The sequence below is a fragment of the Amycolatopsis rhabdoformis genome (genome assembly GCF_035918295.1).
Taxonomy (GTDB): Bacteria; Actinomycetota; Actinomycetes; order Mycobacteriales; family Pseudonocardiaceae; genus Amycolatopsis; species Amycolatopsis rhabdoformis.
Genome location: NZ_CP142149.1, coordinates 9,514,226 through 9,531,406, shown reverse-complemented (window position 1 = coordinate 9,531,406; position 17,181 = coordinate 9,514,226). Strand labels below are relative to the sequence as shown.

Here is a 17,181-nt window from a genome sequence, read left to right as displayed (position 1 = left end):
TTCAGAGGTCACGACGTTCTACTCCAGGCTCTGTCGCTCCCAGGCCCGGCCCACCTCGATGTCGGTGGGTGCCGAGTCGGTGAACTCTTCGATCGAGAGATTGGTGGTCATTGCGGTCACTGCGTAATCCAGCGCTTGTTCCGTGAAGTCGCGACCTACGTTCAAAAGTTGTTGTATCAGCGCTGCCGAAAACTTTTCACGCGAAGCAGGGGCGTCATCGAGGGGGACAGCCGGGGCCGGAATGTCCTTGCTCACGGTGACCGTGCGGAGCCTACACCTGAAGTCTTCCACGACACAGACCGCATGAACACCCAGATTCAGCAGCTGCTGGGCGACCTCGTCGACATCCGCGGGACCGTCCGGATCGGACAGCAGGCTACGCAGCTCCCACTCGCGCCCGACGACGTAATCGACGCCACCGAGGTAGCGGTACACGCCCTGCGGTGTCGACATCGGAGGCGAAGGTTGCAGCAGTACCAACGGTTTGTGCTTCTGTGACCCCGCCGACGCCAATGACCACTTCACGACCTCGGCGGACGGCTCGAAGGTCACGAGCAGGGCGTCCGCGCTGGCAAGGGCTTCGCGGTTCGGGCGGCCGTGCAGGTCCGCTATGGACAGTCCGACCTGCGTGTCGTTCATCCAGCCCACGTAACCGGCCTCACCACTCTGAGTGACGAGCACAGCCGTCGTGGGGGTCTTCGCGCCAGGCGTCTTCTTGACCAGATCCGTCGGCAGACCCTCGTTGTCGAGATAGGTGACGATCGAGTCCGCGAGGTCATCGCCACCGACTGCGGCAATCAGGCGGGAGTCGAGGCCTTGGCGGTGCAGGGAAACGGCGAGGTTCAGGCCCTTGCCGCCAGGGTGGCGGCGAAACGACTTCGCCTGCGTGGAGCGGCCGGGGTCCGGCACCGCGTCGACCACCCACACGTGGTCCATCACCGCACCACCGACGACAACCACGGACTTCGCGCCTTCGGGCCGCTCGCGCTCGGGCCGCGCGGGCGCTTGCGTCTGCGCCGCAGCGCATTCCCGCGCCAACCGCTCCAGCGTCTGCGCCTCTTGCGAACCCCGCAGGCTGCGCACCGTCATCGTCGGCGGCACGGGTTCGGCCTTGAGGACCGCGTGCAACTGCTTCCAGTGCGCGGACAGCGCAGCCCGGCGCTCGCCCAGGTCATCGGCGTAGAGCCCCGACAACGCCGGGTCGCCGGGCTTAAGTTCGGCCAGCACGCCCAGCGCGAGCACCGCGTCGGCCACGATCAGGTCGGTCGGGGGCAGCCGGCGCGCGGCGTCGGCGACCACGTGGACGATCGCTTCCGCTTCGGCGGCCCCCGCGGCGACGGCGGCCTGCACGGCCGGCAGCGCGGTGAGCCGGCTGAGATCGACCTCGGTCGAGCCGAGGCGCTCGACCGTGAGGCCGCTGCGTTTGCGCAAGCCCAGGAAGGCACCGAGGATGCCGTCGACCGTCGCCATCAGCTCAGCGTATCCCTTCTGGTGGCAATTGCCTCCCCCACCCCTGGCATTTGCATCAGGTGCCCGCACGTCACCCGGATGCAGCAGGGTTTCACTGAACTGGACTGAATAACCGCAGCGGACTGGACCATTCGGGGGTGCACCTCCCCGCGTTCGGAGGCTGATGGTGACCAGCTGTCACCAGGGATGGGGCCACCTGGGAAACCACCGGTGGCAAACCGCGTTCGGCAATTGACGCTTAGCTCTGGCAAGTGTCATTCTAGGGCTGCTCATCGACGTTCGGGAGGTCGTCATGAAGCCCAGGATCGTTACGCCGGCTCCGCCGGCCCGACTGGTCGAAGCTCTCTCCTTTCCCATGGTGCGGTCGTTTCCCGTGAGAAGCGCGCAGGCGCGCCGCGCGATTGTCACCAAGGCGGCAATTGCCGTCGGCGGCCTGTCAGTACTCCTGGCCGGCTGCGCGATCCCCGCTCGCAGCTTCACCCCGACGGGTGGCGAACGGGTGGTCGTGGTCGTGAGCGGCACGGCCAACGAGCCCAAGCCATTCGCCACCCCGGCCGCGGAGAAGATCCTCCGCGACGCCGCGAACAGCACCGACGTGTCCGCGCAGGGTTCGGGCAAGAGCAGCGTCGCGCTGATCTCGGCCGCGGACGGCAGCGAAACCCCGGCCATCGTCCTGACCCCGCGCCGCGCCGACGGGGCGCTGGAGCACGGGCTCAACCGGCCCACGCTGATCGACGACAACGTGCGCAAGGCGGCCGACGTCATCGGTGCCACCGCCGCGCACCGCGCCGGGCTCGACCTGCTCGGCGGGATCGACCTGGCCGTGCGCGGGATCGACCCGGGCACGCTGGTGGTGGACAGCAGCGGACTCGCCACCGCGGGCGCGTTCGACCTGCGCCAGGTCGGCTGGAACGCCGACCCGGCCACGATCTCGCGGCAGCTCGCGGCCGCCGGCCAGTTGCCCGACCTCACCGGCTGGCACGTGCTGTTCACCGGTCTCGGCGCCGTCGCCGGGGCACAGCCGCCGCTGCCGACTCCGGCGCGCGACAAGCTCGCCGCGTACTGGAAAGCCCTGTGCCAGGCGGCGCACGCCGCGAGCTGCGACCTCGACCAGACGCGGGTGCCTGCGCACCGGCCCGAGTCGACGGTGGCCACGCCGGTGGTGCCGGTGCCCGGTGTCCAGTCGGTGGTGGGCCCGAGCGGGCGCGTGAGCACCACCGTGTCCGACAGCGCCCTCGGGTTCGCGGGCGACTCCGCCGGCCTCTCCCCCGCGGCGCGCGACCTGCTGCGCTCGCTGGCGGAGAGCATCACCGCGCGGCTGGCCGACCGGCCGCAGGCCACGGTGACCGTGCGCGGCTACGCGGCCGACCCGCCCGGGTCCACGCCCGCGGGCCGCCAGGAGCTCGCCGCGCTGCGGGCGCGGGTGGTGGCCGGGGCGCTGACCGCGTCCGGTGTCACCAACCACCTCGACGTCGCCGGGATCGGCACCGAGCCCGGCGCGACCGCCATCGTCGGCGGTCGGTTCGACGAACCGACCGCGGCCCGGCTCCGCCGGGTCGAGATCACCTACTGAAGATCCGACCAAGGAGGCAAGGCTCATGACCATCGAAGACCAGACGCGCAACCTGCCCACGCCGCGGCCTCCCGCGGAAGGACGCCTCGGCAGCACCGCCGCCGCGGCCGATCGGCTGCTCGCGCGCATCCACGAACTGCGCTACCTCACCTCGCGGGTCCTCGACGAGCACGTGGTCGGGCCCCACGGCCAGAACCTCACCGTGGCCGAGGCGCAGGGCAAAGCCGACCTCATCGACGACCTGATCGAGCTCGAGCAGGTGCGCGGCAGCCTGCGCCACCGCCGCGTGAACCGCCTCACGCGCGTGCTGACGCTGCTGGCGGTGACGATCGTCGACCTGCCGATCATGCTGTGGCTGGCGAGTTCGGTATTCAACGTCGACTGGACCGACCCGCTCGGCCTGCCGCTCGCGATCAGCGTCGTGATCTCGATCCTCGCCACGGGCGGCGCGGCCACGGCGCTGCACCACCTCGGCCACAACCAGCGCCAGCACAAGAACCACCGCCGCCAGCTCGTGTGGCGCGACCTCACGCCGGGCGCGAAGTTCAGCCTCGCCACGGTGGGGCTGCTCGTGGCGCTGATGGGGGTGGTGATGTTCGTCCGCGTGTACACCGAGGGTGTCCTCAGTGGACTGTCGGATCTCGCCGTGCTGCTGGCGGTGCTGGTCGCGCTGGTGATGGTGGTGTCGGCGACGCTCGTGTTCTGGACCGCGTTCCGCGACGGTTCGCTGGAGCAGGACGACCTGCGCCACTACAGCGAGACCGTGCGGCCGTACCTGCAGGCCAAGCGCCGCTACGAGGACGAGGCCCACGAGCTGCGCTGCCAGTACGACCTGTTGCGGGGCCGCCACGCGCCCGCACCGCTCACCGACTGAGGACGGCGGTGTCCGCGAGCTCTCGGCGGACACCGCACGGCCCGCGACTCGAGAACCGAGGCGCGGGTTTTTTCCTGTCCGGACCTAAGGTCGCACGGCGCCCATCGGGTTCGGGATCGGCAGACCACCCGCGTCGACGATCGTGCGGCTGAGCGGTTCGGCGAGCGTCAGCACGCGCTCCACCGCGTCCGGGCCCAGCGCGTCGAGCGGGTCGGCGGCCAGGCGGTCGGTCATCTCCTCGACCTCGCGGCGGACGGCGGCGCCGCTCGTGGTGAGGCGGCCGGCGGAGTCGAGCAGGCCGCGGGCGAGCAGGCGGGCGGTGGAGGCGTCCCACTCGTCGTCGGTCCAGCCGCGGGCGCGCTGCACGAGCTCGCGGTTGGTGGCGCCGGCGGCGATGTGGGTGAGGCTCGCGTCGAGGCCGCGCAACCCGGCGGCGACGCCGGCGAGCACGTGGCCGTCGCCGCGGTGTTCGCGCAACGCGCAGGTGGCCAGCCACAGCCGGGCCAGCGGCCGGTCGGGTCGCTCGGCCGAGGCCCACGCGGCGGCCAGCGGACGACCGTCGAAGCGACAGCCGGCCACGGCTCGTTCCAGCAGTTCGGTGAGCTCGTCGACGGAGGCGTCCGGCAGCAGGCGCGCGAGGGCGGCTTCCACGGCGAGGATTCGGGTGCGCAGCACGTCTTCCGGCTTCGCGAAGGTCCACGCGTCGGGCAGGGCGCGCGCGACCATGCCGGGGGCGAAGCCGTAGAACATCGACGTGACGGGTCCGGGCCCGATCGGCCCCAGCGGTGCCGCGCGGCCCGCGAAGTAGCCCATCCACCAGCCGCGCAGGCCGGCTTCCTTCGCGGCCGCGGCGGGCTCCGGCGCGAAGTAGACCACCGCGTGCAGCGGCTCCAGCGCCACCCAGAACCGCCTGGCCAGGCTCGAATTCGGCTCCATGGCGCTCAGCGTACGCACGGAAAAGGCCCCTCCACCGGGTGGCGGAGGGGCCTTTCGGCGATCCGATCAGGCGAGCTCGAGCCCGTAGGACTGCAGCTCGAGGGTGAGCGGGTAGAAGTAGCTGGTCACGGTGTCGCCGCCGGACAGTGTGCCGAGGCCCTTCGAGCCGTCGTACGCCGGGCCGCCCGAGTCGCCGTGGTCGGTGTGCGCGGTGGTGCCGAACTCGTGGTTGAGCACACCCACGTCGAAGTTCACGGACTCGTCGACCGAGGTGACCTCGCCGCTGCCGCCGCCGGTGGTCTGGCCCTGCTTCTGGATCCGCTCGCCGACGGTGGGCGTGCCGGCGCTGCTGATCGTCTGGCCGGTGTTGATGGCGCCGTCACCCGAGCCGTTGGGGCGGGTCAGCAGCCCGGAGTCCGCACCGGGGCAGTCGCTCTCCACCACGCGGGCGCCGGAGACGTCGCCGCCCGACCAGGTGCCGCCTTCGTTGGTGCAGTGGCCGGCCGTGAGCATCATCGGCTCGCCGCCGCGGGTCACGTTGAAGCCGAGCGAGCAGGTGAACTGGCCGTTGTTGATCGAGTCGCCGTCGGCGATGTAGGTCGAGAGCTTGCCGGCGCGGTGCTCGATGCGGGCGGAATCGCCCAGCTTCGCGGCGGCTTCGGTGACCTTGGCGACGGTGGCCGGCGAGGCGGCGTCGTAGATCTTCACCACGACCTGGTTGTTCTTGGTGTCGATGCCCCACGCGGTCTGCGGCACGTTCTTCACGGCGTCGAGCGAGTTCTTGGCGTTGGTCAGCGCGGCGAAGCTGTGCTTCACGAGCTTCGTGGCGTAGCCGGCGGCTTCGGCCTTCTGCTGGGCGGCCGCGTCGGTGACGTTGACGATCGCCTTGCCGTTGTCGAGGTAGATGCCACCGCCCGAAAGGCCGAGGCCGTCGACGACCTGCGTGGCCTGGGTGATGGCCTGGGACTGCATCTGCGCGAAGGCGAGAGGGCTGGCCGAAGCGGCATTCACGCAAAGGCCGGCGGTGAGCGCCGCCGCGGAGAACACGGTGAATCCCGCGACGAACGTTTTCCGGGAAGTCATGGAATCTTCCTCCAGTAGAGCTGGACGGATCCTGCGCGAGCGATTCGCGCAACCACGGTGGGACTCCCCACACTTTTGTTGCCAGGCAACCAACGCACCACCGACGAAGGTTGGTTAATAACCAATTCATCCGGGCAAATCGGGCTGCCCACACCCGTTCGGCCCACACCGGTTGGTCCGAACAGCCGTGCGACCGCTCCGTTCACCGGGATGGGGTACCCGCTCGACGGCACGCGGCAATCGCGGGGCGGAGCTTCCGGTTAGGGTCTGCGCGTGCCCGACACCGAGCTGAGCCACGCGTTCACCGTGGCCGCGCCGCCGGCCGACGTCGTCGCCCACCTGGCCGAGCCGGCCAACTACGTGGGCCTGTCACCGCTGGTGGTGCGAGTGCGCGACGTGGCGCGCGAAGAGGGGCTCACGCGGTACACCGCGGTGGAGCGGTTCCGCTTCTTCGGTTTCCTGCGCCACGACAACCCGATCGTCGTGACGCTGCGCATTTCCGGTGAGCAGGCTGTGCACGGCGACGTGGTTTCGCCGGGCGGCGTACGAATGGGGTACCGGTTCGACCTCGAGCCCGACGGCGACGGCACGCGCGTGACCGACACGCTGCGGCTGCACACGCCGCCGGGCTTGTTGCGCTTCGCCGCTTCCCGCGCCCGCGCGGTGCAGCTGGCCCGCGCGGGCGTGCTCCGGGAGCGGCTGGGTCCATAAAGGACCGGAGCTCACTGCGCGGCGGACGTGCCCTCCGGCCAGCGGACGTGGTCCGCGTAGCCGTCGTGCTTCTTCAGGAACGCCGCGATGAACGGACAAATCGGCACGATCACCCCGCCGCGCTTCACGACGTCGTCGAGGGCCTGGGTGGCCAGGACGGTGCCGAGGCCCCGGCCGCCGAAGGCCTTGTCGATCTCGGTGTGGGTGAACACGGTCTGGTCGTCGCGCAGGAGGTACTGGGTGAAGCCGGCCAGCTGGTCGTCCGCGTACACCTCGTAGCGGTGCTTCTCGTCGTTGCGCACCACGCGCGTCTCGTCGCTCATTCGTCGCTCCTCGAAGTTTTCGGGCATTCAGGTGAACGCCGGACACCCTGCCGTACTTCCCCGGCCGGCGTTGATCTTCACCGAAGAATGACGCTACGGCACGGGAAACGACCCAGAGGTGATCCGGGCTGGGCCGCCTGGGCGACACCGTGGGGGCGATCGGGTGGAACGCCCGCGCGGACCTTCCGGGGCGCGGGGCGTTTTGGTTGCCTCTCTGGGTCGGTGACCACCACTGGGAAGGCCAGGACCGCGCTGTGCAGCCGTTCGCTCTGCCCGAGTTCTACATGCCCTACCCGGCCCGGCTGAACCCGCATCTGGAGGGTGCGCGGGAGCACAGCAAGGCGTGGGCGTACACGATGGACATGATCGACGTGCCGCAGCACGGCACCGTGATCTGGGACGAACACGACTTCGACTCCCACGACTACGCGCTGCTGTGCGCCTACACGCACCCGGACGCCGGCGCGACGGAGCTCGACCTCGTCACCGACTGGTACGTGTGGGTCTTCTACTTCGACGACCACTTCCTGGAGCTGTTCAAGCGCACCGGCGACATCGACAGCGCCCGCGCCTACCTCGACCGCATCGCGCTGTTCATGCCGGTGACGGGTGAGATCACGGAGACGGCGGAGAACCCCGTGGAGCGCGGGCTCGAGGACCTGTGGAACCGCACGGTGCCGCATCGGTCCGAAGGCTGGCGCCGCCGCTTCGTGGAGAGCACGCGCAATCTGCTGGACGAGTCCCTGTGGGAGCTCGCGAACATCAACGAGGGCCGCGTCTCGAACCCCATCGAGTACATCGAGATGCGCCGCAAGGTCGGCGGCGCTCCCTGGTCGGCCAACCTCATCGAGCACTCGGTGCACGCGGAGGTGCCCGACACCATCGCCGCCTCCCGCCCGATGGAGGTCCTGCGCGACTGCTTCGCCGACGCCGTCCACCTGCGCAACGACCTGTTCTCCTACCAGCGCGAGGTCGAGGACGAGGGCGAGCTCTCCAACGGCGTGCTCGTGTTCGAGAAGTTCCTCGGCTGCACCACCCAGGAAGCCGCCGACGCGGTCAACGACCTGCTCACGTCCCGCCTGCACCAGTTCGAACACACCGCGCTGACCGAGGTCCCGGCCCTGTTCGACGAGCACGGCGTGGACCTCTCGGGCCGCGCCGAGACCTTCGCCTACGTGAAGGGCCTGCAGGACTGGCAATCCGGCGGCCACGAATGGCACCTGCGCTCCAGCCGCTACATGAACGAAGGCGCCCTCGACACCCGCGGCGGCCCAGAGCTGCTCGGCGGCCCCACCGGCCTGGGCACCTCCGCCGCGCGCATCTTCTCGTCCCTGGTGAGCACCGCGCCCCAACGCCTGCGCGCCTTCTCCCACCAGCCCTTCGAGTCCGTCGGCCCCATCGTCCGCCCCGACATCTACATGCCCTACGACCTGCGCCTGAGCCCCCACCTGGACGCCGCGCGCGAGAACCTCGCCACCTGGTGCCACTCGATGGGCCTCATCGACGGCATCGTCTGGGACGACCACAAGATGCGCGCCATGGACCTCCCCCTCTGCTCCGCCGGCATCCACCCGGACGCCTCCCCGGACCAACTCGACCTCACCAGCGGCTGGCTCGCCTGGGGCACCTACGGCGACGACTACTACCCCGTCGTCTACGGCGCCGGCCGCAACCTCCCCGCCGCGAAACTGGCCACCGAACGGTTCAAGCTGTTCATGCCCGTTGATGACGATGTTCCGATGCCGGCCCCGGAGAGCCCGATGGAGGCGGCACTGGCCGACCTCTGGCAGCGCACCGCCGGCCCGATGGCGCTGGACTCCCGCCGCGCGTTCCGCAAGTCGATCGTGGACATGTGCGAAAGCTGGCTCTGGGAACTGGCGAACCAGGCGGACAACCGAATTCCGGATCCGATCGATTATGTTGAGATGCGGCGGAAGACCTTTGGGTCGGATCTCACGATGAGCCTGTCTCGAATCTCCCATGGGCGGCTGGTGCCACCGGAGATCTATCGAACGCGGACCATTCAGGCCATTGAGCATTCGGCGATGGATTATGCTTGTTTGTTGAATGATGTTTTCTCGTATAAGAAAGAGATTCAGTACGAGGGCGAGCTGCATAATGCGGTGCTTGTTGTGCGAAACTTCTTGGATGTTGACGAGCAGACGGCGTTGGAGATCGTGAATGATCTGATGACGGCTCGAATGAAGGAGTTCCAGCACGCTGTCGAGGTCGGGTTGCCGGGGTTGTTCTCGGATTATTCACTGGATGAGGATGTCCGCAGGGCGCTGAGTACTTATGCGGATGAGTTGAAGGATTGGATGGCGGGGATTCTGAACTGGCACGCTGGGTGTGCCAGGTATACGGAGGAAGAGATCCGGCGGCGGCCTGGGGTTCCGGAGGAGCCTGCTGGGGCGGTGCCGGGATTCTCGAGCGGACCGACGGGGTTGGGGACTGGGGCGTTGAGGATCTCTTCGATCCTTACTGCTGCTCGGTAGGGGTCGGGCCGGTAGGGGTCGCCGGTTCGCCTGCCAGGCAGACGGCGGGCCTACCAGGCTCAAGACACTGCAGGACTCGTCCCGCCTGAAACCCAGCCACCGAACACACCGGCACCCACCGCCATCCACGAGACCGACGGCGGGCGACCCAGACTCAAGACACCGCCCGACTCGCCCCGCCTGAAACTCAACCACCCAACACACCGGCACCTACCACCATCTACAAGACAGCCAGCGGGCCACCTAACCCACTTTCCCCTCAACCCCATACCGACCTTTCCCCCGGCCGGCCCCCGACGAACGTAAGTGACACGGTTCGGGTGGGCTTGTCAAGGTACTCTTTCCCGCCTTGACAAGCCCACCCGAACCGTCGTAACAATGGAAAGTTCGGGGAGCGACTCGTAAGCCGTGGTTGAGTCTTTTGATCTTTGCAGGCGCAGCCTGTTCAGGCGTCAGCCTGGGAGTTCTGTGGGGTTATAGCCTCAAGCCTCAAGCCTCAAGACTCACGACTAAAGACTCGAGCCTCAAGCAACCTGCTTCGCAGCAAAAGACCAAAGAACGAGATGGCTAGCACCCGGGCTCTCAATCGTTCTACGGGCCTCGCTTTGTGTCAAGGCGGGAAAGATGCCTTGACACAAACCGAGTCCCGCAGAAGATGAACCGCCGTCGGGGGCCGGCCGGGGGAAAGTTTAGCCGCTTGAAACGGCAGCCTTGTCAGATGTTCGGCCTGGTCATCGTTCCTGACGGGCCGGTTCCCTTTGGTGGGTGTCCCTGTTGTCAAGCAGCCGCCGCCCAAGGTGATCGCGTTGGCGAGGGCCCGCGCTGACGGGTAGGTGCAAGCGCCACTACCTGACCGCAGGCGCAAGAGCCAACCACCTTGGCCGCCGATGCAAGAGCCAAGCCCCTCGCCGCTTGCGCAAGAACCGGACCTCCGTCCGTGCCCACAAGAACCAACCGCCCACCCAGCCACTCCCACCCCCACCTCAAGATCGACCCGATCAGGGTGCAACCCGCCACTCCTCCGGGCGTTTTCGCCCTCATCAGGTGATACTCGAAGCGTGAGAGGCTTGAACCTGCACTTCCTCGGCCATGCGACGACGCGGGTGGAACTCGGTGGACGGGTGGTCCTGACGGATCCGGTGCTCACCAAACGTGTCGGACCGCTCACGCGGGTGGCGCCGTTGCCGGGGGCGGAGGCGTGGGCGGGTGTGGACACGGTGCTGATCTCTCATCTGCACGGCGATCACCTGCACTTTCCGTCTCTGCGGCTCCTGAAGGGCGCGAGGATCGTCGTGCCGAAGGGTGCCGGTGGGTGGGTGCGAAAGCAGGGCATGAAGAACGTCGAAGAGATCGCGCCCGGTGAGGTGGTGCAGGACGGTGGGCTGACGATCACGGCGACCGAAGCCGTGCATTCCGGCCATCGTTGGGGGCCGAGGCTGACGCACGGTCCGCAGAGTCCGGCGCTCGGCCATTTGCTCGAGGCGGACGGCACCAGGGTCTACTCCGCCGGTGACACGGACCTCTTCGACGGGATGAAGGAGCTCGGCCCGGTGGATGTGGCGCTGCTGCCGGTGTGGGGTTGGGGTCCGAACCTCGGCCCGGGGCACCTCACGCCGGAGAGGGCGGCTGTGGCGGCGGGGCTGCTGAAGGCAGCGGCGGTCGTGCCCGTGCATTGGGGGACGTTGGCCGTGCCCGGGATTCATCTCACGAAGCAGATGAAGAAGCTGCTGGTGGACCCGCCGAGGATCTTCGCCGACCAAGTGGGCGCGGCGGGACTGCCCACCGACGTGCTGATCACGCGCCCCGGAGCCGAGGTCGCGTTGCCCGCTCCCGAGGAACGGGCGTGAGCTGGACGGACCCGTCGGCGATCGGGTATCCGGCGCTGTTCGGCGGGGTGTTGCTGGGGTCGGTGATCCCGATCGTGCCGACGGGGGCGTTGGTGGGCGCCGCGGCGGCGGTGGCGACCACGACGGACCACCTGTCGTTGCCGTTGGTCATCCTGCTGGCGATCGCGGGGGCGTACCTCGGGGATGTGCTGACGTTCGCCGTGCCGCGGTTCGGGAGTGAGCCGTTGCTGCGCTGGGTCGAGAAGCGGCAGCAGGCCGAGAGGCTCGCGAAGGGGCGGGAGCAGTTCGCGCGGCGTGGGTGGCAGCTCGTGGTGATCGGGCGGCTGGTGCCGGCGGGGCGGATTCCGGTGCTGCTCGCCGCGGGGACGCTGGGCTACCCGTGGCGCAAGATGCTGCCGGCCGGGCTCGTGGCCTGCGTGTTGTGGGCCGTTGCTTATTCTCTGCTGGGCATCCTCAGCGGCGGGATCTTCGATTCGCCGCTGATCGCGACGTTGCTGGCCACCGTGCTCGTGCTGGTGGTGACCGTGTTGTTGACGGTCATCAGCAAGCTGCGCGCGCGGGCGGCGGAACGAACTGGAGGACATCAGTGACGACACCCGCTCCGTCGAAGGGGCGCCTGCTGGGCGGCGGCCGGGTCGTCGCCCGCGTGGTGCTGGTGTGGGCCGCGGTCACGGGCGCGCTGCGGCTGCTGGACATGTGGCTCGACGGGTTCAGCATGCAGTCGTGGTGGCAGCCGACGGTGTGCGCGCTGATCCTGGGCCTGCTCACGTCGGTGGTGTGGCCGTGGGTGGTGCGCATCGCGTGGCCGATCGCGTACTTCACGCTCGGCGTGGGCACCTACCTGCTGCTCGGCGCGGCGACGCTGGCGATCCTGCAGGCCGTGCCCGGCGTGGAGCTCACCGATTTCGGTGCGGCGGTGATCATCACCGTGGTGATGTCGGCCGTCGGCGCGCTGATCTCGAGCGCGCTCGCCGTGGACGAGGACGAGATCTTCTTCCGCCGCGCGGCGCGGCGCCGGCGCAAGCACGCGCCCGGTGAGGACCTCACCGAGGAGCCGCCCGGCGTCGTCTTCCTGCAGATCGACGGCCTGGGTTACGACACCGTGCGCCGCGCCGTGCGCGACGGGGACATGCCGACGTTCGCGGCGTGGCTCAACGACGGCACCCACGCGCTCACCCGCTGGCACACCGACTGGAGCTCGCAGACCGGCGCCAGCGTGTGCGGCATCCTCCACGGCTCCAACCACGACATCCTCGGTTTCCGCTGGTACGAGAAGGACCGCGACCACGTGATGGCGTGCGCGCACCCCAACGACGCGGCCGAGATCGAGCGGCGCCACACCAACGGCCGCGGCCTGCTCGCCGGCGACGGCGCGAGCCACGGCAACCTGTTCTCCGGCGACGCCGAGCACGTGAGCCTCACCATGAGCTCGATCCCGGTCCTCGTGCCGCGCAAGGTCCGCGGCCCGCGGCACGACTCCGTCGGCGCCGGCTACCGCGCGTACTTCGCGAACCCGGTGAACGTGCTGCGGACGTTCGGCGTCGCGCTCATCGACGTGTTCCGTGAGCTGTCGGCCGCGGCCAAGCAGCGCCGCGCCGGTGTGGTGCCGCGGATCCCGCGCGGCGGTTTCTACCCGCTCGCGCGCCCGGGCACCACGGTGATCGCGCGCGACGTGGTCGTGTCGGCGATCATCGGCGACATGCTCGCGGGCCGGCCCGTGGTGTACGCCGATTTCCTCGGCTACGACGAAGTCGCGCACCACTCCGGCATCGAGCGCTTCGACACGCTCGAGGTGCTGCGCTCGATCGACCAGCAGTTCGCGCGGCTGCTGCGCACCAGCCGGATCGCGCCGCGCCGCTACCACATCGTCGGGCTGTCCGACCACGGTCAGACCCAGGGCCAGGCCTTCGTCGACCGCTTCGGCGAAACCATGGAAGCCCTGGTCGGGCGCCTCTGCGGCGGCGCGCCCGTGGCCGAGCACGGCAAGCGCCGGCAGGCCGAGAGCTGGCAGGTCAACGCGGCGCTGGCCGAGGCGACCACCACCGGCGGCCTGATCGCGCGGCGGCTGCGCTCGCGCGTCGAGGACGCCGAGTGCGCCGAGAACCGGCCGCGCACGTCCAGCGGCTCGCCCGGCGAGGTCACGCGCGTGGCGCCCGGGGTGGTGTGCGTGGTGTCCGGGCACCTGGCGATGGTGTCGTTCACCGAGCACGAGGGCCGCGTGAACCTCGAGACCATCGAGCGCGAGTACCCGGACCTGCTGCCCACCCTCGTCGACCACGACGGCGTGGGCTTCATGCTGGTGCACAGCTCGGAGTTCGGCCCGGTCGTGCTCGGCCGCGACGGCCTCAAGCGCCTCGCGACGGGCGTCGTGATCGGTGAGGACCCGCTCGCGGACTACGGCCCGTACGCCGACGAGCTGGTGAAGCGCGTCGACACGTTCCCGCACTGCGCCGACATCATGATCAACAGCCGCTACGACCCGGAGTCCGACCAGTCGTCGCCGTTCGAACGGCACGTCGGCTCCCACGGCGCCCTCGGCGGCCCGCAGCAGCGCGGCTTCATCCTGCACCCGCGCTCGTTCCCGGCCCCCGGCGAACCCGTGGGCGCCGAGGCCGTGCACCACGTTTTCAAGGACTGGCTCACTTTCCTCGGCCACGGTGCGCCGGCCGAGGAATCCGTGGTCCCCGTTTCGGAGGTGGCTTCATGATCGTGTACGGCGCGGGCTGGTGCCCGGACGTCAAGCGCAGCCGCGCGCTCCTCGACGCCCAGGGCGTGGCCTACGACTACGTGGACGTCGAAGCCGACCCCGCCGCCGAGGCCCTCGTGCGCTCCCTGCAGCACGGCGCCCGCCGCATCCCGACCATCGTCTTCGGCGACGGCAGCCACCTCGTGGAACCGAGCGACGCCGAGCTCTCGGCGCGCCTGTGATCCTGCGGGAATTGCCACTGGGCACGCGGGTGGTGGTGCGCTACCGCGTCGAAGGCGGCTTCACGGACGCGCTGGGACCGTTGGTGGCGCGGGATTCCACCACGTGCACGGTGGAAACTCGGCGCGGCCTGGTGGTGGTGCCGCTCGACGCGGTGGTCGCCGCCAAGCCCGTACCGCCGGCTCCGGAGCGGCGTCGGCCCAAATCGAGTGGTCCTCCGCCGGCCGACCTGTGACGATCAGCGGGTGTCTTTCGACGACCTGGTAGCCGAAGCTTCGACCGTTTCCGTCGCCGGCTGGGACTTCTCCTGGCTCGACGGCCGCGCGACCGAACAACGCCCGTCGTGGGGCTACCAGCACCTCATCGGCACCCGTCTCGCCCACGCCCAGTCCGCTTTGGACATCCAAACCGGCGGCGGCGAGGTACTGGCGGGCGTCCCGGCGCTGCCGCCGCTCATGGTGGCCACCGAATCCTGGCCGCCGAACCTCACGAAGGCCGCAACCCTCCTGCACCCCCGCGGCGCCACCGTGGTCGCCGATACCGACGAGCCGCCGCTGCCGTTTCGGGACGGCTCGTTCGACCTGGTCGTGAGCCGCCATCCCGTCACGGTGTGGTGGACCGAGATCGCCCGAGTGCTGTCTCCGAGTGGCACCTACCTGTCCCAGCAGGTCGGGCCGGCCAGCGTCTTCGAACTCGTGGAGTACTTCCTCGGCCCGCAACCCGCCGACGTCCGGCACAGCCGCCACCCGGACCTCGCCCGCGCCGCCGCTACTTCCGCCGGCCTGGACATCGTCGACTTGCGATCCGAGGCGCTGCGCACGGAGTTCTTCGACATCGGTGCGGTGATCTACTTCTTGCGCAAGGTGATCTGGCTGGTCCCGGGCTTCACGGTGGAGGCGTATCTGCCCCAGCTGCGCTCCCTTCACGAACGCCTGCGGGACGGCCCGTTCGTCGCCACCACGACCCGGTTTCTGATCGAGGCGCGCAAGCCCTAACGCTCAGAAAGCCACCCGCACCACGGTTTTTCCCGGCCCCGGCGCGCGGTGGCCCTCGATCATCCGCGGCACCTCGTCGAAGCCGTACACCCGGCCCACCGGGGTCGTGATCTTTCCCGCCTCCACCAAGCCCGCCAGCCGGCGCCAGACCGCGGCTTCGACCTGCGGGTCCTCATCCGGAGTCGCGAGCACGCCGACTGCCGAGTAGTTGCGCAGCAGCAGGTCCGTGGCGTCGAGAGCGACCGGTGTGCCGCTCGCCAGGCCGACGATGGCGATCTGTCCGCCGCGGGCGACGGATTTCAGGGCGACCGCCGCCGTGTCACCCCCGACGGGGTCATAGATCAAGTCCACGCCACGCCCGGTGATCTCGGCGATCCGGGCGGGCAGGTCCTCTGTTCGGTAGTTGACCACGTGGTCCGCGCCGAACCGCGTGCAGAACTCCGTTTTCTCCCGGCTCCCCGCGACGGCGATCACGGTGGCACCAAGGGCTTTGCCGAGTTGCAGGGCGGCGAGGCCGGTACTGCCCGCGGCACCGAGCACGAGAACGGTCTGCCCGGCACGCACCGGAGCACGTTCGACCAGGCCCGCGTGCGCTGTGCGGAAGCCGATGGGGAAGCCGGCGGCCTGCTCGTCGGTCATGCCAGCCGGGATCGGCATCGCCGATCCCTCCCGGACGTACGCGTACTCCGCGTAGCCACCCCACCCGTTCCGGAAGTCGGTGATGCCGGCGATCTGGTCGCCGACCGAGAATCGGGAGCCGGGTGGCACGGCGACGACCTCGCCCGCGGCCTCCGACCCCAGGCCGAACGGCGGGTTCCCGAGCAGCGGGTAGTGCCCGCTCGTCATCATCAGGTCCGGGTACCCGGCTCCCGCGGCCCGCACCCGGATGAGGACCTGTCCGGGCGACGGCTCGGCCCAGGTCAGCTCACGCAGCTCGGCCGCGTCCGCGGGCTCGCCGAACCTCACCACACGCCATGCCTGGCCCGAGAACATCCTGCTCCCTCTCCCGTGTTCGCCGGATCACCGTGTCCCGGCGCTCCCTCTCTCCAGCATTCCACCGGCAAGGCGGTTCGCGGTACGGGGCGACAGCGCCGGTCCGGGACTTTGACCGCAAGTACCGCGAAGTCAGCCCTCCCGGGCGATCGCCGTCTCGATCCCGTCCAGCAGCAGATCCAGCCCCGCCTCCAGACTCTGCCGCGCCTCGCGTTCGAGGTAGGAACCGCCACCGGTCGGCGGAAGTTGCTCAGAACCCAACTGCCCCACCAACGGGTACCGCTCCACCAGATCCGGCACCAGCTCCCCCAGTACCGCCGCGCGCGCGTACCACCAGTCCTCTTCGGACAGTCCCGTCTCACGCGACAGCTGGCGCGACTCAGCAGCGATCTGGACCGAGCCGCGCACCGTGTTGAGCAACGCCCCCACGACCCAGCGCACACGTGAGCCGGGCAGGCCGGTGGCGAACAGGACCCGCAACACCAGCTGCTGCAACCGGAACTCCCCCGGGCCGAGCACCGGGCGCGCGTAGGAAACCTGCAACAGCCACGGATGCCGCAGGTGGAACTCCCACAGTTCGCGTCCCAGAGACAGCAGCGCCGGACGCCAGCCGGCCGACAGGTCGTGGTCGTCGCGAAGTTCGGTGAGGGTGTGGTCGTACATGAGGTCGACGAGCTCGGACTTGCCGGGCACGTAGGTGTAGAGCGCCATCGCCGTGCGGCCCAGGCGTTCACCGACCGCGCGCATCGACAGGGCGCCCATTCCTTCCGCGTCGGCAAGCGCGACGGCGGCCGCCACGATCGCGTCCACACTCAGGCCCGGCTTGGGCCCGGGGCCGCCGGGCCGAGCCGCGACGTGCTTGCGCCACAGGAGTTCCAGCGAGCGGCGGGCGTCTCCCTGCCCGGCGAAGACGACCACAAGGAACCCCCTCGAACGGCGACTCCTTACAGCATAA

General features: G+C 69.5%; 16 protein-coding genes. 10 read left to right on the top strand and 6 right to left on the bottom strand.

The features are described 5' to 3' along the window. Positions 1-18 precede the first annotated feature (18 nt). Positions 19-1,470 (bottom strand): carbohydrate kinase family protein, encoded by a 1,452-nt coding sequence (locus VSH64_RS44395; protein ID WP_326568716.1) that lies wholly within the window; start codon positions 1,468-1,470, stop codon positions 19-21. 373 nt (positions 1,471-1,843) lie between these two features. Between VSH64_RS44395 and VSH64_RS44390 the strand changes: the two genes are divergently transcribed. Both VSH64_RS44390 and VSH64_RS44385 read left to right on the top strand, forming a co-directional pair. Next, positions 1,844-3,043: an OmpA family protein gene (locus VSH64_RS44390; protein ID WP_326568715.1), complete on the top strand. Its 1,200-nt coding sequence runs from the start codon at positions 1,844-1,846 to the stop codon at positions 3,041-3,043. 25 nt (positions 3,044-3,068) lie between these two features. Next, positions 3,069-3,917, top strand: coding sequence for a hypothetical protein (locus VSH64_RS44385; protein WP_326568714.1), 849 nt, complete (start codon positions 3,069-3,071; stop codon positions 3,915-3,917). 84 nt (positions 3,918-4,001) lie between these two features. Here VSH64_RS44385 and VSH64_RS44380 read toward each other — a convergent pair whose 3' ends face one another. Next, complete coding sequence (locus VSH64_RS44380) at positions 4,002-4,853, bottom strand: SCO6745 family protein (RefSeq protein ID WP_326568713.1); 852 nt, start codon at positions 4,851-4,853, stop codon at positions 4,002-4,004. A 66-nt stretch (positions 4,854-4,919) separates the two neighbouring features. Continuing rightward, complete coding sequence (locus tag VSH64_RS44375) at positions 4,920-5,936, bottom strand: S1 family peptidase (RefSeq protein WP_326568712.1); 1,017 nt, start codon at positions 5,934-5,936, stop codon at positions 4,920-4,922. A 273-nt stretch (positions 5,937-6,209) separates the two neighbouring features. On the opposite strand from VSH64_RS44375, the gene VSH64_RS44370 reads away from it, so the two are divergent. Then, a complete protein-coding gene (locus VSH64_RS44370; protein WP_326568711.1) occupies positions 6,210-6,647 on the top strand; it encodes an SRPBCC family protein in 438 nt (145 codons plus the stop codon). Between the two features lie 11 nt (positions 6,648-6,658). Here VSH64_RS44370 and VSH64_RS44365 read toward each other — a convergent pair whose 3' ends face one another. After that, positions 6,659-6,970: a GNAT family N-acetyltransferase gene (locus VSH64_RS44365; protein WP_326568710.1), complete on the bottom strand. Its 312-nt coding sequence runs from the start codon at positions 6,968-6,970 to the stop codon at positions 6,659-6,661. A gap of 254 nt (positions 6,971-7,224) precedes the next feature. Between VSH64_RS44365 and VSH64_RS44360 the strand changes: the two genes are divergently transcribed. The 7 genes from VSH64_RS44360 to VSH64_RS44330 all read left to right on the top strand — a co-directional run bounded on the left by VSH64_RS44360 (position 7,225) and on the right by VSH64_RS44330 (position 15,233). Further along, complete coding sequence (locus tag VSH64_RS44360; RefSeq protein ID WP_407655608.1) at positions 7,225-9,465, top strand: terpene synthase family protein; 2,241 nt, start codon at positions 7,225-7,227, stop codon at positions 9,463-9,465. Between the two features lie 1,058 nt (positions 9,466-10,523). Further along, the gene (locus VSH64_RS44355) at positions 10,524-11,312 is read left to right on the top strand and encodes an MBL fold metallo-hydrolase (protein WP_326568709.1); all 789 of its coding nucleotides are present in this window, start codon (positions 10,524-10,526) and stop codon (positions 11,310-11,312) included. Further along, on the top strand, positions 11,309-11,902 hold the full coding sequence (locus tag VSH64_RS44350) for a DedA family protein (RefSeq protein WP_326568708.1): 594 nt from the start codon (positions 11,309-11,311) through the stop codon (positions 11,900-11,902). Before VSH64_RS44355 ends, VSH64_RS44350 begins: the two co-directional genes overlap by 4 nt. After that, the gene (locus VSH64_RS44345; RefSeq protein WP_326568707.1) at positions 11,899-14,019 is read left to right on the top strand and encodes a phage holin family protein; all 2,121 of its coding nucleotides are present in this window, start codon (positions 11,899-11,901) and stop codon (positions 14,017-14,019) included. The genes VSH64_RS44350 and VSH64_RS44345 overlap by 4 nt, the downstream gene beginning before the upstream one ends. Further along, on the top strand, positions 14,016-14,240 hold the full coding sequence (locus VSH64_RS44340) for a glutaredoxin family protein (RefSeq protein WP_326568706.1): 225 nt from the start codon (positions 14,016-14,018) through the stop codon (positions 14,238-14,240). The genes VSH64_RS44345 and VSH64_RS44340 overlap by 4 nt, the downstream gene beginning before the upstream one ends. A gap of 11 nt (positions 14,241-14,251) precedes the next feature. Next, the gene (locus tag VSH64_RS44335) at positions 14,252-14,473 is read left to right on the top strand and encodes a putative acetyltransferase (protein WP_456062088.1); all 222 of its coding nucleotides are present in this window, start codon (positions 14,252-14,254) and stop codon (positions 14,471-14,473) included. A 10-nt stretch (positions 14,474-14,483) separates the two neighbouring features. Continuing rightward, complete coding sequence (locus VSH64_RS44330) at positions 14,484-15,233, top strand: class I SAM-dependent methyltransferase (protein ID WP_326568704.1); 750 nt, start codon at positions 14,484-14,486, stop codon at positions 15,231-15,233. Positions 15,234-15,236: 3 nt separating this feature from the next. On the opposite strand, the gene VSH64_RS44325 is transcribed toward VSH64_RS44330, so the two are convergent. After that, on the bottom strand, positions 15,237-16,226 hold the full coding sequence (locus VSH64_RS44325) for an NADPH:quinone oxidoreductase family protein (RefSeq protein ID WP_326568703.1): 990 nt from the start codon (positions 16,224-16,226) through the stop codon (positions 15,237-15,239). A gap of 132 nt (positions 16,227-16,358) precedes the next feature. Beyond that, positions 16,359-17,144: a TetR/AcrR family transcriptional regulator gene (locus VSH64_RS44320; protein ID WP_326568702.1), complete on the bottom strand. Its 786-nt coding sequence runs from the start codon at positions 17,142-17,144 to the stop codon at positions 16,359-16,361. Between the last annotated feature and the right edge of the window lie 37 nt (positions 17,145-17,181).

What these genes read in the sequence shown, in the direction of transcription:
- VSH64_RS44375 (WP_326568712.1), bottom strand. Translation starts at nt 5,936, where the DNA reads ATGACTTCCCGGAAAACGTTCGTCGCGGGATTCACCGTGTTCTCCGCG.
- VSH64_RS44365 (WP_326568710.1), bottom strand. Translation starts at nt 6,970, where the DNA reads ATGAGCGACGAGACGCGCGTGGTGCGCAACGACGAGAAGCACCGCTAC.
- VSH64_RS44385 (WP_326568714.1), top strand. Translation starts at nt 3,069, where the DNA reads ATGACCATCGAAGACCAGACGCGCAACCTGCCCACGCCGCGGCCTCCC.
- VSH64_RS44395 (WP_326568716.1), bottom strand. Translation starts at nt 1,470, where the DNA reads ATGGCGACGGTCGACGGCATCCTCGGTGCCTTCCTGGGCTTGCGCAAA.
- VSH64_RS44380 (WP_326568713.1), bottom strand. Translation starts at nt 4,853, where the DNA reads ATGGAGCCGAATTCGAGCCTGGCCAGGCGGTTCTGGGTGGCGCTGGAG.
- VSH64_RS44325 (WP_326568703.1), bottom strand. Translation starts at nt 16,226, where the DNA reads ATGTTCTCGGGCCAGGCATGGCGTGTGGTGAGGTTCGGCGAGCCCGCG.
- VSH64_RS44340 (WP_326568706.1), top strand. Translation starts at nt 14,016, where the DNA reads ATGATCGTGTACGGCGCGGGCTGGTGCCCGGACGTCAAGCGCAGCCGC.